This window comes from Actinopolyspora biskrensis (genome assembly GCF_013408175.1).
Classification (GTDB): Bacteria; Actinomycetota; Actinomycetes; order Mycobacteriales; family Pseudonocardiaceae; genus Actinopolyspora; species Actinopolyspora biskrensis.
Map to the genome: position 1 here is coordinate 412,594 of NZ_JACBYW010000001.1, position 12,019 is coordinate 424,612.

At 66.0% G+C, this 12,019-nt stretch carries 16 protein-coding genes; 7 read left to right on the forward strand and 9 right to left on the reverse strand.

The window, feature by feature from the left end; translation table 11 throughout:
• Nucleotides 1-5 precede the first annotated feature (5 nt).
• Genes FHR84_RS01870 through FHR84_RS01880 form a run of 3 tightly spaced genes read left to right on the forward strand, consistent with a single transcriptional unit; the run spans nt 6 to nt 2,236 of the window.
• Entirely contained in the window at nt 6-377 is a 372-nt protein-coding gene (locus tag FHR84_RS01870) for a DUF742 domain-containing protein (RefSeq protein ID WP_179533667.1), read from the forward strand.
• A complete protein-coding gene (locus FHR84_RS01875; RefSeq protein ID WP_343075127.1) occupies nt 352-948 on the forward strand; it encodes a GTP-binding protein in 597 nt (198 codons plus the stop codon). The genes FHR84_RS01870 and FHR84_RS01875 overlap by 26 nt, the downstream gene beginning before the upstream one ends.
• A gap of 52 nt (nt 949-1,000) precedes the next feature.
• Nucleotides 1,001-2,236, forward strand: a complete 1,236-nt coding sequence (locus FHR84_RS01880) for a styrene monooxygenase/indole monooxygenase family protein (protein ID WP_179533668.1) — start codon at nt 1,001-1,003, stop codon at nt 2,234-2,236.
• 54 nt (nt 2,237-2,290) lie between these two features.
• On the opposite strand, the gene FHR84_RS01885 is transcribed toward FHR84_RS01880, so the two are convergent.
• From FHR84_RS01885 to FHR84_RS01905, 5 genes are all read right to left on the reverse strand, one after another.
• Complete coding sequence (locus FHR84_RS01885) at nt 2,291-3,184, reverse strand: PAC2 family protein (protein WP_179533669.1); 894 nt, start codon at nt 3,182-3,184, stop codon at nt 2,291-2,293.
• A 166-nt stretch (nt 3,185-3,350) separates the two neighbouring features.
• Complete coding sequence (locus tag FHR84_RS01890) at nt 3,351-3,797, reverse strand: Imm1 family immunity protein (RefSeq protein WP_179533670.1); 447 nt, start codon at nt 3,795-3,797, stop codon at nt 3,351-3,353.
• A complete protein-coding gene (locus tag FHR84_RS01895) occupies nt 3,794-4,633 on the reverse strand; it encodes a DddA-like double-stranded DNA deaminase toxin (protein ID WP_179533671.1) in 840 nt (279 codons plus the stop codon). Before FHR84_RS01895 ends, FHR84_RS01890 begins: the two co-directional genes overlap by 4 nt.
• Before the next feature lie 9 nt (nt 4,634-4,642).
• Nucleotides 4,643-4,891 carry a hypothetical protein gene (locus FHR84_RS01900; protein ID WP_179533672.1) on the reverse strand — a complete coding sequence of 83 codons (249 nt, stop codon included), beginning with the start codon at nt 4,889-4,891 and terminating at the stop codon, nt 4,643-4,645.
• Nucleotides 4,892-4,902: 11 nt separating this feature from the next.
• Complete coding sequence (locus tag FHR84_RS01905; protein ID WP_179533673.1) at nt 4,903-5,145, reverse strand: hypothetical protein; 243 nt, start codon at nt 5,143-5,145, stop codon at nt 4,903-4,905.
• Between the two features lie 362 nt (nt 5,146-5,507).
• Here FHR84_RS01905 and FHR84_RS01910 point away from each other — a divergent pair, with 362 nt between their 5' ends.
• Together FHR84_RS01910 and FHR84_RS01915 are read left to right on the forward strand one after the other, a co-directional pair.
• Nucleotides 5,508-6,347: a helix-turn-helix domain-containing protein gene (locus FHR84_RS01910; protein WP_179533674.1), complete on the forward strand. Its 840-nt coding sequence runs from the start codon at nt 5,508-5,510 to the stop codon at nt 6,345-6,347.
• A 12-nt stretch (nt 6,348-6,359) separates the two neighbouring features.
• Nucleotides 6,360-6,551, forward strand: coding sequence for a DUF397 domain-containing protein (locus FHR84_RS01915; protein ID WP_017975864.1), 192 nt, complete (start codon nt 6,360-6,362; stop codon nt 6,549-6,551).
• 141 nt (nt 6,552-6,692) lie between these two features.
• Here FHR84_RS01915 and FHR84_RS01920 read toward each other — a convergent pair whose 3' ends face one another.
• From FHR84_RS01920 to FHR84_RS01935, 4 genes are all read right to left on the reverse strand, one after another.
• Nucleotides 6,693-6,938 carry a hypothetical protein gene (locus FHR84_RS01920; protein WP_179533675.1) on the reverse strand — a complete coding sequence of 82 codons (246 nt, stop codon included), beginning with the start codon at nt 6,936-6,938 and terminating at the stop codon, nt 6,693-6,695.
• Nucleotides 6,938-7,324, reverse strand: a complete 387-nt coding sequence (locus FHR84_RS01925; protein ID WP_179533676.1) for a DUF6247 family protein — start codon at nt 7,322-7,324, stop codon at nt 6,938-6,940. Before FHR84_RS01925 ends, FHR84_RS01920 begins: the two co-directional genes overlap by 1 nt.
• Nucleotides 7,325-7,462: 138 nt before the next feature.
• Nucleotides 7,463-8,431: an ROK family protein gene (locus tag FHR84_RS01930; RefSeq protein WP_179533677.1), complete on the reverse strand. Its 969-nt coding sequence runs from the start codon at nt 8,429-8,431 to the stop codon at nt 7,463-7,465.
• 139 nt (nt 8,432-8,570) lie between these two features.
• The gene (locus FHR84_RS01935; RefSeq protein ID WP_179533678.1) at nt 8,571-9,974 is read right to left on the reverse strand and encodes a Gfo/Idh/MocA family protein; all 1,404 of its coding nucleotides are present in this window, start codon (nt 9,972-9,974) and stop codon (nt 8,571-8,573) included.
• Between the two features lie 193 nt (nt 9,975-10,167).
• Here FHR84_RS01935 and FHR84_RS01940 point away from each other — a divergent pair, with 193 nt between their 5' ends.
• Nucleotides 10,168-10,953, forward strand: coding sequence for a DeoR family transcriptional regulator (locus tag FHR84_RS01940; protein WP_179533679.1), 786 nt, complete (start codon nt 10,168-10,170; stop codon nt 10,951-10,953).
• A 156-nt stretch (nt 10,954-11,109) separates the two neighbouring features.
• Nucleotides 11,110-11,997, forward strand: coding sequence for an SIS domain-containing protein (locus tag FHR84_RS01945; protein WP_179533680.1), 888 nt, complete (start codon nt 11,110-11,112; stop codon nt 11,995-11,997).
• Nucleotides 11,998-12,019 lie beyond the last annotated feature (22 nt).

The following is a 12,019-nucleotide window of genomic DNA, read 5'->3' on the forward strand; positions in this document are numbered from 1 at the left end:
TCTCCATGGCCACACACTCACAGACCCAGCGGGAAAGTCGCAGCAGCCGGGTACGCCCCTACGCCCTCACGGGTGGGCGGACCCGCTCGCGGCATCAGCTTCTCGTGGAGACGATGATCTCGGTCACCGAATACGACCGGGATCGCGCGGAGAAGCTGCTCCCCGAATCCCGTGCGGTTTACGAGCACGCTCGCAGTCCGGTATCCCTCGCCGAGCTGTCGGCCACACTGGATATTCCACTCGGCGTCATCCGAGTGCTGGTCAGTGACTTGGCGGCGGATGGGGTGATTTTCATTCACCCGACCGGACAGGCCTACAGCTACGACCACAACATCCTCGAGAGGATTCTCGATGGCCTCAACAAGCTCTCCGCATGACCACGCCGAGTTGATGCTCTCGGCGAAGATCGTGGTCGCGGGTGGCTTCGGAGTCGGCAAGACCACGTTCGTCTCGGCGGTGTCCGAGATCGCCCCGTTGAACACCGAGGCCTGGATGACCGAGGCCAGTGAAGGGATCGACGAGATCGATCCGACGGGGGACAAGACGACCACCACGGTCGCGATGGATTTCGGGCGCATCCAGCTGCACCAGGACCTCATGCTCTACTTGTTCGGAACTCCCGGGCAGTCCCGTTTCTGGTTCCTCTGGGACGACCTGGCCAGGGGTGCGCTCGGTGCCGTGGTTCTGGTGGACACCCGACGGCTCTCGGAGTCATTCGCCGCGATCAACTACTTCGAGCACGACTCGGACATCCCCTTCATCGTCGCGGTCAACCTGTTCGACGGGAAGCTGACCCACGACCTGGAAGAGGTGCGTGACGCCCTCGCGCTGGCTCCGGACATCCCCTTGATCGCCTGTGACGCACGTGATTCAGTGTCCACTGTGGATACACTGCGTGCTTTGGTAACGCACACGATGCGGTTGAACGTGACGCACGGCGCCGCATGATCGTGTCCGCCGCCGCGGCGGGAAGGTGTCGGCAGGTGAAAAGGAGAACGCGATGCGCAAGATCCTCATCGTGGGAGCCGGACAGGCGGGGTTGCAGACCGGGCTGAGCCTGCTCGAGCACGGATACGACGTCACTGTGATGTCCGCGCGGACGCCGGAGGAGATCCGCGGCGGGCGTGTGATGTCCACGCAGGCCATGTTCCACACCGCTCTGCAGTACGAACGGGACTACAAGCTCAACCTCTGGGAGGACCAGGCCCCCGAGATCCGGGGAGTGGGCGTATCGATCGCGGGTCCTGAGGGTGACCGGGAGCTGGACTGGGTGGGCAGGTTGGACAACCACGCCCAGTCGGTGGACCAGCGGATCAAGATGGCCGGATGGCTGGAGCTGTTCGAGGACCGCGGCGGGAAGGTCATTTTCCACGGGGTGACCACTTCCGATCTCGATTCGTTGACCAGGCACTACGAACTCGTCCTCATCGCCGCGGGCAAAGGCGAGCTGGTACAGCTCTTCGGCCGCGATCCGAACCGTTCCCCTTACAGCACTCCGCAGCGCGTGCTGTCGGTCAGCTACGTGCACGGAGCGGGGCGCCGCCCGGAACACCCGGACATGGACGCGGTGCGCTTCAATGTGGTCCCCGGGGTGGGAGAGCTGTTCGTCATCCCCGGGCTCACGCTGAGCGGTCCCTGCGAGATCCCCTTCTTCGAAGGATTACCGGGCGGCCCGTTGGACTGCTGGTCCGATCGCCCGGCAGCGGGGGAGCACTGGAAGCGGATGCTCGAGCTGATGCGACAGTACTTCCCCTGGGAGTACGAACGGTTCAAGCACGCGGAGCTGACCGATTCCCAGGGAACGCTGTCCGGTGGGTATCCGCCGGTGGTGCGTCGTCCCGTCGGGGAGCTCCCCTCGGGAGGGATCGTGCTCGGCATGGCCGATGTGGTGGTGGCCAACGATCCCATAACCGGTCAGGGGTCCAACAACGCGAGCAAGTGCGCGGCGTCCTACCTGTACAGCATCCTCGAACGGGGCGACCGCCCCTTCGACCGGGAATGGATGGAGCGGACTTTCGAACGTTACTGGTCGGTCGTGGAGCCGGTGACGACCTGGACGAACGCGATGCTGCAGCCCCCGCCGGAACACGTGATGAACCTCTTCAGGCAGGCCGCCGACACCCCGGCGATCCGCCAGCGGTTCGTCAACGCCTTCGACGATCCGGCCGATTTCGGGAACTGGTTCCTCGATCCGGAACTCGCCGAGCAGTACCTGCGTGAGGTCGCCCGGGGTTGACGCACCGCCGGGCGGCGTCTCTCGACGCCGTCCGGCGGGACCGTCCGAGACGGTTCAGCCCTGAGCGGGGCCCGAACTCCCCTTGCCGCCCTGTCCGCCCGGACCTCGCCTGCGCAGGTAGCGCTCGAACTCGGCGGCGATGTCCTCACCGCTGGTCTCGGTCAGCGAGTTCTCCGCGTCGCCGCGTTCTTCCAGGGCCCGGACGTAGTTGCGCACGTCCTCGTCCTCCTCGGTCATCTCGCTGACCGTGTTCTCCCACTCCTCGGCCTGTTCGGGGAGGTTGTTCAGCGGAACCTCCAGGTCGAGAACCTCCTCGACGCGGTGCAGCAGTGCCAGGGTCGCCTTGGGCGAGGGCGGCTGCGAAACGTAGTGCGGGACCGCGGCCCAGAACGAGATGGCCGGGATCCCGTCGCGTACGCAGGCGTCCTGGAAGATACCCACGATGCCGGTGGGGCCCTCGTAGCGTGAGTGCTCCAGGCCGAACCGGTTGGCGGACTCGGTGTCGTAGGCCGTTCCGGTGACCGGGATCGGACGGGTGTGCGGAGCGTCCGCGAGCAGCGCGCCGAGACTGATCACGGTGTTCGCGCCCGCCTGCTCGACGTGGGCGAGCAGCTCGGAGCAGAAGGAGCGCCAGCGCATGTTCGGTTCCATACCGTGGATCAGCACCACGTCCTTGCCCAGGCCGGGCGGACGGCACACCGACATGCGGGTCGTCGGCCAGGTGACCTCGCGGGTCACACCGTCCACCAGCTTCACGGTAGGACGGGAAACCTGGAAATCGTAGTACGGATCCGGGTCGATCTCGGCCCAGCTGGTCGCGTCCCACACGAGCTGGAGATGCTCTATGGCGGTGCTGGCGGCGTCGCCGCCATCGTTCCAGCCCTCGAAGGCGCAGATGACGATGCTGTCCTCGAGGGTGAAACCGGCGGGTGGGGCAGGTACGGACACAGGCCGAGGGTACTATCCTGCTCCGATCGTGTCGGACGCGACGACCGCGAAATCGCGGTGTCGGCGCCGCTGCCGTGTCCGTAGCGGCTCGTGGCCCTGTTCACACCACATGCCGTGTGTCCCGAGCTTCACGGGGTCGGGGCTTCGGCGCGTGGTCGTGTGGATGTCAGTACCACTCGGCGAGCTGCCAGTGGACGCAGGTGGGGCGCTGGCCGGTGTGGATGAATTCGTCGATCGCGGTGCGTATCAGATCGATCGGTAGGGCAGCGTTCTGGCGAAATTCCGTGCCGCTGTGTGGGGAGAACAGTATTCGAGGAGCATCGTCCGGCGCGTGAGGGTTGAACGAGTCTCGGGCGTCCCCGTCCGAGCCCTCTTGGAACCAATTCAGCGCGCCGTATCCGGTGCCTGGCTCCACCATGACGCGTAGTTGGTGTCCGGGGAGTTCGCTGTTGTCGGCGGTGAGTGGTCGGTCGCACACGTAGATCAAGCTGGGCCAGTCGCCATGATCGTCATCGACGATCGTGCGGATCAGCTCGGTGATTTCGCTGTCGGTCTGAGCATAGTGTCGCCGGTTCTCAACGATCGCCGTCACGACGTTGGTTATGGTCGTCATGGTATCGCCTTTCCGTGGAAGACGTGAGGCTGGTCGGTACCGGGCTCCCAGACGTACAGGGTGTAGCCACGTGGAAGGATGGCTGGTACGGCGAACTCGCACCCGTAGGGCTCGCGGCAAATTTCGTTGTTGACGACCAGGACGCCGTTGGTGTTGCCGCGCTCTCGCATGATCTGAGCGGCCTTCGTCTCGACGTGCGTACTGACGTCGGGACGGCCGATGTCGCGCGGCAGCTCGGGATAGTGGTCGCTGGTAATCAGGAGGGCACCTGCACGGTCAGCGAGTTCGCTCTCCAAGCGTTGTTCGCGCTGCTGTTGTGTCTCCTCCCTCTCGTGCTGATCGCGTTGCCACGATTCCGCACCTCCTTGCCACGGGGACCGCCCGGCTCCGCCGCTGCGGCGGTCGATTTCGTTGCCGTCCGGGTCGACGAACAAGCCGGTGGTGGGCTCACGGCGACCACGCACGGGTAGTCGATCGCGGGCTCTGACGACACACTCCGATGTCATCGACGCTTTGTCGACGATTCTTGAGCCCGTCGAGGGGTGCGGCAGGCTGAGCGGGGATTGGTCGGTGTTGAGGCCGAGTCCGGCGAGGTAGTTGATCAGGTGGGTTCGGGTGGTCTCGCTCAGGGCGAGCACGTCGTCGATGAGCTCGCGTGTTCGTTCGAGCAGCGCTACCGCTTCGGTCAAGTCGGGCGACGAGCTGCCTTCGCCGACTTCGGTCAGGGTGGGCAGGGCGTATTCCTCGATCCAGGCTTTGATCTGGTGGAGTTGTTCGGGCGGGATGCGTCCGAACATCCCGCCGAGGGTGTTGCCCACCTCTTGCACCTCGGACATGCCGGGCTCCTACAGGACAGCGGAAAAGGACCGGACGTGTTCGGCAGCCTGTATCGTTGCCTGCGCTGCTTCGCCTGCTTTCTCGACTGCGATTCCGAGAAGCTGGAGTGCCTGCCGCACGTCGTGGTTGGTGCTGGTTCCGGCGACCTGGTGCAGCTGCCCGAGTAGCTCGTCGAGCGTGTTCTGCGCTGCCTGCAACTCGTCGGCGGGGGCGGTGTCGATGATCTGCTGTAACTGGCCGCGAATGTTCTCGAGCATGATGGATCTTCTTACCAACAGGGGACGACAGTCAGACCGGGTTCGCGGCCTGCGCGCACGTGCTCCGGGCATTGGGTGGGGGTGTAGGGGTCGAGGTAGAGGTAGAGCTGACCGGTGGTGGTCAGTACCAGCGCGTCGACCGAGCCCCCGTGCGCTAATGCGTATTCCCCGCGCTCGACGTCGTTGTGCACGCCGGGGGTGTCGATGAGCACGCCCCCCGGTAGCCAGTAGTGCCGTCTCTCGCTCGTTTTCACGCCTGCTCATCCTTTCCAGCTGGGTTGGTCACGATCGCGCCACGGATATTCGTTGGAGCAGTCGTCACAGAACGATCGGATGTGGCTCATCCGTCGATCACGGGTCGGGGAGCTTCGGCGCGATCGCACTGCCCCGGGCAGAACAGCCCCACCTTCGACCGACGCACGACCGACTCCTCGGTCCGACCGCGAGGTGCTTGCACTGCGCGACCCTGACTCATTCGCTGCTGTTTCTTGCCTGGCTCATGCTTCCAACACGACAACATCCTGACAGTGTCAAAATATGCCCCTGACGGTGTCAGAGATGCGTTCGTCTGAATGGGTGACGATCTTCCTGCTTCTGTCGTGGCTACGCTGTGGGCATGTCATCTGCGAGACGTCGTCAGCTCGGCTCATGGCTTACGAAGCTCCGTCAGTCGGCAGGATTCGATGTGGAAGACGCAGGTAGTGTTCTCGGCTGCTCAGCGTCGAAAGTTCGTCATCTCGAAGCGGGACGCTCCAAGATCAAGCGTCATGAGCTCGTGACCTTGCTCGACCTCTACGAAGCGGACCAAGACGTTCGGAACCAGTTGGACGAGACGCGTCAACAAGCCGAGCAGCGTGGTTGGTGGGAGAGCTACCGAGTACCGAGCTGGTTCGAGCCGTTCGTGGACTTCGAGAGCTTCGCCACCGAAGCGGTCAACTTCGAGCTCGACCTGATCCCTGGCCTACTACAGACGGAGGCGTACGCCTACGAGATCCACCGAGCGGGCCGCTACACGACGAACCCCGTGGATATCTCACGGCGGGTGCAGGCCAGAGCGGAACGTCAGAAACGGCTCACGGAGTTGAACCCGCTACGCCTTCGAGCGGTTGTCAACGAGGCGGCCCTACGCCGCGAAGTCGGCGGTCCCGCCGTCATGGCTGAGCAGTTGGATCAAGTGATGCGCTGGTGTGAGCTTTCGAACGTGATTGTTCAGGTGCTCCCCTACAGCGCCGGGGCGCACGCCAGCCCTTCCGGCGCGTTCGCGTTGCTGTCGTTCGACAACAATGAGGCTGTCGGATTTCTCGACACTCCGTTGGGAGGGCACACCGTGGACGATCCCAACGACGTGGAGGCTCTGAAGTATGTCGGGGATGAGCTGAGGTCTACAGCCCTACCAGCGCCAACCTCGTTGGAGTTGATACGTAGCATTCGGGAGGCGCACACGGCACAGACCTAGGAGGTTGGCACAGTGGATCTCTCGCGCGCGACGTGGCGAAAGTCGTCGCGGTCGAACAGTGGTGGTAACTGCGTTGAGGTCACCGTCACACCGACCGTTGCTGGGGTTCGCGACACCAAGGACCGCTCGGCCGGGTATTTCACTACCAACCGGAAGCAGTGGCAGGCGTTCCTCGACGCGGTGAAAACCGACCGGTTCGCCTGATCCGCTCACGGTGTGAAACGACCCCTGGTGCTGTCGGGGGGCGTTTCCGCATTTCAGGACCTCAGCACGTGGTCGTGTGGATGTCGGTACCACTCACCGGGTTGCCCACAGCGCTCTTGTTCTCCGAACGTGGAGCGCTGCTTAGAGATCCTGCATCCGTAGCACGTTCACCTGAAGCACGTTCTCGCTGAGAATGAACGTGATCATGATCAGCCCGTTGTCGGCCGTGGTCGTCCAGCGATCCGTTTTCGGATCGTACCCGCTGATCGACTTCGGTTCTTGCGCGAGTCGTGCGTTGACCTGATCGACCTTCTTCTTTCTGGTGGCGGGAAGTTTGTTGTAAGCGTCATCGGCGATTTCCGACCAGATCACCCGGTATTTGGCCATCAGTGATGTTCCTTGAGTCCTGAAGGGGCTTCGCGGTGGATCGCCCCGTTCTCTTCTTTGCGCCAGATGATTCCGTTCTCGTCTTCCTGCCAAGACGTACCGTCCGTGTCGTGCTGCCAGACCTTGGAGAAGTCGCCGCGCTCGGCTCGTGCGATGGCGTCTCGCTCCTCGTCCGTGATCGGCTGCGCCGCGTCAACGGCACGCCCCCACCACCGGATGAGCACGTTGTCGATGTGGGACGTGTCGAAGTCCCGGGCGACTTCCCAGAGGGCGCCTCGGAACTCCCGTTCGAACACCGGGCGATCCTCCTCGTCGAGGACCTCGCGGAAGACCTGAGCATCGCGCGAGACATTCCCTTGGATCTTCCAGTCGCTTTTGTCGACCATCACCTCTCCCTTCCTTGCCGAGCTTACGGCAGGTGCCCGTAACGCAGTGTCCCTCGAAAGGGCGGAGGACGATGCCGTGGGAATCCCACCCCGGTAATCGGCCCGCCCGGAAGAACTCGTCGAGCGGTGCCCCGCGCGTCAGGTGGTGCTCGTGGAAGCGCCGGTGGAGTTCCAGTGGTCCCGGGCGTTCGCTGCCGCGCCGATGACCCCGGCTCGCCGGCCGAGCTCGGTGCGTGCGAAGGACGGCACGCTCGCGACTCTCGCGCGTTCGGTGAGCTGCTGGTGCACTGGGGCCAGGAGGTCTTGCCCGGCTTCGGCGAGTCCTCCTCCGAAGACGACGAGGTCGGGCGCGAGCAGGGTGCACGCGGTGAGCACTCCGTCGGCGAGGGCGCTGGTCGCGTCCTGCCACACGCGGTCGGCGGCAGCGTCCCGGCCGAGCCGTGCCCACACGTCCGCGGCCCCGGTCACCGCGCGTCCGGTGGCGGTCGTGTAGGAGCGCGCGATGCCGGAGGCCGATGCGAGGGCCTCCAAACACCCTCGCTGACCGCAGCCGCAGAGCGGGCCGTCGGGGCGCACGACGACGTGACCGAGTTCGCCTGCCTGGCCCGCCCCGCCGTGCACCACGCGGTTCCCCCCGATGACGACCGCGGCGATGCCGGTGCCGATGACGACGACGAGCAGATCGGACACACCACGTCCCGCTCCGAAACGAGCTTCGGCCTCACCGGCGGCAGTCACGTCGTGATGGAGCACTACCGGCAGTCCGAGAGCTGCTTGAACCCGATCACGCACCGGCGTGTTGTGCCAGCCGACGTTGGCGCTGTACAGGGCGACACCCCGCACGGTGTCGACCAGACCGGGAATCGCCAACCCGATTCCGCGTACCGCCGGACGGGCTGACGCGGGCAGCGCGGAGAGCACCTTCTCGATCAAAGCGACAACGGCCCGCGTGGCCGCGGCGCCGTCGCCCCGCGGTGTCGCGGCCGTCGCGGAGGCGTGCGTGGTCCTCTCCTGGTCCAGGACCTCGGCGGCCATCCCCGTTCCGCCGACGTCGACGGCTACGACGAGATCAGCGTGGCCGTCCGTGCTGTGCTGGTCATCGGTCATGTTCGCGTCTCATCAGTGATCTGTGGGTGTCCGCCGGCCGTCCCCTCGGTGGACCGCACACCGGCGGGCACCACGGGAACGGGCGACGGGCACCGGCGGTCGGCGTTTCGGGGCAGCGCTCCTCTCGAGGACTCCTGGGTCAGGAGGCGGGCCGCACGGAGTCGACCCCCGGATGCGGTGTCTTCCACTCGCCGCGTGTGAAGTCCGGAAACTCCATGGGCGCGCCGCCTTCGGTGATCGATGCGGCGCTCAGGGCGAACGGCGCGCTCCAGGTAGCCGAGTCGTAGACGTCGATGTCCGGCGGCAGGCCGAGCTTCATCGTCTGCGCGAGCCGGTAGAGCATGATGTAGTCCATGCCGCCGTGGCCCCCGCCCGGTCCGGGATCGACCTCCTTCCACAACCAGTGGTCGTAGGAGGAGTAGTCGGCGAAGTCGCCCCACTCGTGCCCGCTCATGTCCGGTTCCAGGTAGATGCGGGTCGGGTAGTCCTCGAACACGCCCCTGCTGCCGCCGAGGTGGTTGAGCCTGCTGTAGGGGTGCGGGCTCGAGACGTCGTGCACGAGGTGGATGACGCGCCCCCGCTCCGTCTGGATCAGGCTCATGGTGACGTCACCCTTGACGTAGTCCTCGTGCCACGCCTCGTCGGTCTCGGGGACGTTGCGCGCCCGGTACTCGGACAGACTCGCCGCGGGGGAGCCCATCGAGGTCAGACGTACCAGCCGGTCGCCGCGATTGATGTCCATGTAGGAGGCCACCGGGCCGAGGCCGTGCGTGGGGTAGAGGTCTCCGTCGCGCTCGGCGTGCCACGCCCGCCGCCACTCGTCGGCGTAGTAGCTGTCGGAGAACAGCAGTTCGCGCAGGTCGTGGATGTATCCACCCGCGCCGTGGAGCAGCGTGCCGAACTTCTCCTCGTGGACCATGCGAAGCACGCGCATCTCGTTGCGGCCGTAGCAGCAGTTCTCCAGCTGGATGCAGTGCCTGCGGGTGCGTTCGGAGGTGTCGACGAGTTCCCACAGGTCCTTGATCGAGGGCGCGATCGGACACTCCACCCCCACGTGCTTGCCGCCGCGCATGGCCGCCGATGCCATCGGAACGTGCCACTCCCAGGGGGTGGCGACGTAGACGAAGTCCACGTCCTCCCGGGCGCACAGGTTCTCGAAGTCGTTCTCGCCACGGGTGTACCGCGCCGGGGCGGGATCGCCGTGGTCGGTGATCCCCTTGGCGGCGCGGCGGACAGCGGGAACATCCACGTCGCACAGCGCGGTGACCCGGACGCCGGGCACGGCCAGGATCTGCGTGAGCATGGCACTGCCCCGGTTGCCCAGCCCGATGATGCCCATCCGCACGGTCTCGTGGGCTTCGAAGGGCACCCCCATCATCGACCTGCCCTTGCGCGCGGGAGCCGTGTCCTCCCCGTCGGGGGAGGCCGAGGTCGCCTGCGCCGTGCCGAGACCCGTCAGTCCGATACCGGCGGCCGTCGCGGCGCTGGTGCGCAGCATCGCTCGCCGCGAGAGCGGCCCGTTGCTGGTTTCGTCATCGGACATAGCAGACTCCTGATTGATAATGATTGATATCTCGTTAGTTAAAGCACTTTCACACAGAGTGTTGCCGTATTGCTATCGTCCGAACAGACGAATTCGGCGGCAGCGTCCACAGGAGTCCACGGGCGACGCCGGTCCGCTGAGCGCGGGAGCACGTTGCTCTCCGCGGGTGGGGCCACCGGGAAGGGAGAGTCAGGTGAATCGGCACGAGCGGCTCAGCACACTGCTCGACCTCGTCGGTCAGCGTGAACGCGTCGACGTCGACGAGATGGCCGCGGAACTGGACGTCTCGGCGGCGACCGTCCGCCGTGATCTGGACCAGCTCGCCGAGCAGCAACTGCTGTCGCGGACCCGTGGCGGGGCGGTGGCCTCCAACGTCGCCTACGACCTCCCGCTGCGCCACAAGAGCGCCCGGCACGCCCCCGAGAAGCAGCGGATCAGTGCCGCGGCCGCGCGACTGGTGCGACCGGGCATGGTCGTCGGTCTCAACGGCGGCACGACCACCACCGAGGTCGCGCGGGCGATCGCAACCCGAACGGACCTGCCGGAACGCGGTGAGAGCCCGTCGCTGACGGTGGTGACCAACGCGCTCAACATCGCCAACGAGCTGGTCGTGCGCCCGCACATCAAGATCGTGGTCACCGGGGGAGTGGCACGGCAGCACTCGTTCGAACTGGCCGGTCCGCTGGGCACCCGTGTTCTCGACGAGATCACGCTGGACCTCCTGTTCCTCGGTGTGGACGCGATCGATCCCACGCTGGGGGCCTACGCCCATCACGAGGGTGAGGCCAGCATCAACCAGCTCATGGCCTCGCGAGCCGCCCACGTCGCCGTCGTCGCCGACAGCTCGAAGCTCGGGCACCGCGCGTTCGCGCGCATCTGCCGGAGCAGTGGCGTGCACACGCTGATCACCAACGAGGGGGCCACGGACGAGCTGGTGAGCGCCTTCCGGGGCGAGGGCACGCAGGTCCAGGTCGTGTGACGGGGCACTCCGCAGGTTCGCCCGACTTTATGCTTGAAGTTGCTCAAAGTTTCGATTGACATTGCAATTTCGAGCACCCTACTGTTTCCTCTGATCGAGGCGCCGGTGTGATCGTGCCGCCTCACCCGGTAGTCGACGGCAGGGGAAGGACGCGTGATGGCGGAATCGTTCGTGCAGGCGGAGATCGCCACCCAACCGGAGTGCTGGCGGCAGGCCGAGCGAATCGCGGCGACCGCTGCCGAGGGCCTTCCCGAAGCCGGTGAGCGGGTTGCCGTCCTCGGCTGCGGGACTTCCTGGTTCATGGCGCAGTCCTACGCCGCCCTCCGGGAGCTCTCGGGCGCGGGCGTGACCGACGCCTTCGCGGCCTCGGAGTTTCCGCGCACCCGCGACTACGACCGCGTCGTCGCCATCACCCGGTCCGGCACGACCACCGAGGTGCTGCGGGTCCTCGGCGATCTGGACGGTCACGTGGCCACTGCTGTCCTGACAGGAGTCCCGGATGCGGTCGCGGGAGGAGCCGGACACGTGGTCGACTTGTCGTTCTGCGACGAGCGCTCCGTCGTTCAGACCCGCTTCGCGACCACCGCGCTGGCCTTGCTGCGGGCGCACAACGGCGAGGACCTCACCGGCGTGGTCGAGCAGGCCGAGCAGCTCCTCGCCGAGACACCGGAAAGCGCCCTGCTGGACGCGGAGCAGATCAGCTTCCTGGGACGCGGATGGACCGTGGGGCTCGCTCACGAGGCCGCGCTCAAGATCCGCGAGGCCGCCAACGGGTGGACCGAGTCCTACCCGGCACTGGAGTACCGGCACGGTCCGATCAGCATCGCCGAGCACGGTCGCGCGACCTGGATGTTCGGTGCCGCGCCTGACGGACTCGCCGACGAGGTGCGGGCAACGGGGGCGGCGTTCGTGCCCACCAGCGCGGACCCGATGGTCGAGCTCGTGGCCGCTCAGCGGCTCGCGGTCGCCCTCGCGTTCCGTCGTGGTCTCGACCCGGACCGGCCGCGTCACCTGAACCGTTCGGTCGTGCTGGAGACCACCTGAATCAAGCCGGGTGGGACGGCAC

What these genes read in the sequence shown, in the direction of transcription:
- FHR84_RS01925 (WP_179533676.1), bottom strand. Translation starts at nt 7,324, where the DNA reads ATGGTCGACAAAAGCGACTGGAAGATCCAAGGGAATGTCTCGCGCGAT.
- FHR84_RS01895 (WP_179533671.1), bottom strand. Translation starts at nt 4,633, where the DNA reads ATGTCCGAGGTGCAAGAGGTGGGCAACACCCTCGGCGGGATGTTCGGA.
- FHR84_RS01910 (WP_179533674.1), top strand. Translation starts at nt 5,508, where the DNA reads ATGTCATCTGCGAGACGTCGTCAGCTCGGCTCATGGCTTACGAAGCTC.
- FHR84_RS01875 (WP_343075127.1), top strand. Translation starts at nt 352, where the DNA reads ATGGCCTCAACAAGCTCTCCGCATGACCACGCCGAGTTGATGCTCTCG.
- FHR84_RS01920 (WP_179533675.1), bottom strand. Translation starts at nt 6,938, where the DNA reads ATGGCCAAATACCGGGTGATCTGGTCGGAAATCGCCGATGACGCTTAC.
- FHR84_RS01900 (WP_179533672.1), bottom strand. Translation starts at nt 4,891, where the DNA reads ATGCTCGAGAACATTCGCGGCCAGTTACAGCAGATCATCGACACCGCC.
- FHR84_RS01935 (WP_179533678.1), bottom strand. Translation starts at nt 9,974, where the DNA reads ATGTCCGATGACGAAACCAGCAACGGGCCGCTCTCGCGGCGAGCGATG.
- FHR84_RS01890 (WP_179533670.1), bottom strand. Translation starts at nt 3,797, where the DNA reads ATGACGACCATAACCAACGTCGTGACGGCGATCGTTGAGAACCGGCGA.
- FHR84_RS01870 (WP_179533667.1), top strand. Translation starts at nt 6, where the DNA reads ATGGCCACACACTCACAGACCCAGCGGGAAAGTCGCAGCAGCCGGGTA.
- FHR84_RS01880 (WP_179533668.1), top strand. Translation starts at nt 1,001, where the DNA reads ATGCGCAAGATCCTCATCGTGGGAGCCGGACAGGCGGGGTTGCAGACC.
- FHR84_RS01945 (WP_179533680.1), top strand. Translation starts at nt 11,110, where the DNA reads ATGGCGGAATCGTTCGTGCAGGCGGAGATCGCCACCCAACCGGAGTGC.
- FHR84_RS01930 (WP_179533677.1), bottom strand. Translation starts at nt 8,431, where the DNA reads ATGACCGATGACCAGCACAGCACGGACGGCCACGCTGATCTCGTCGTA.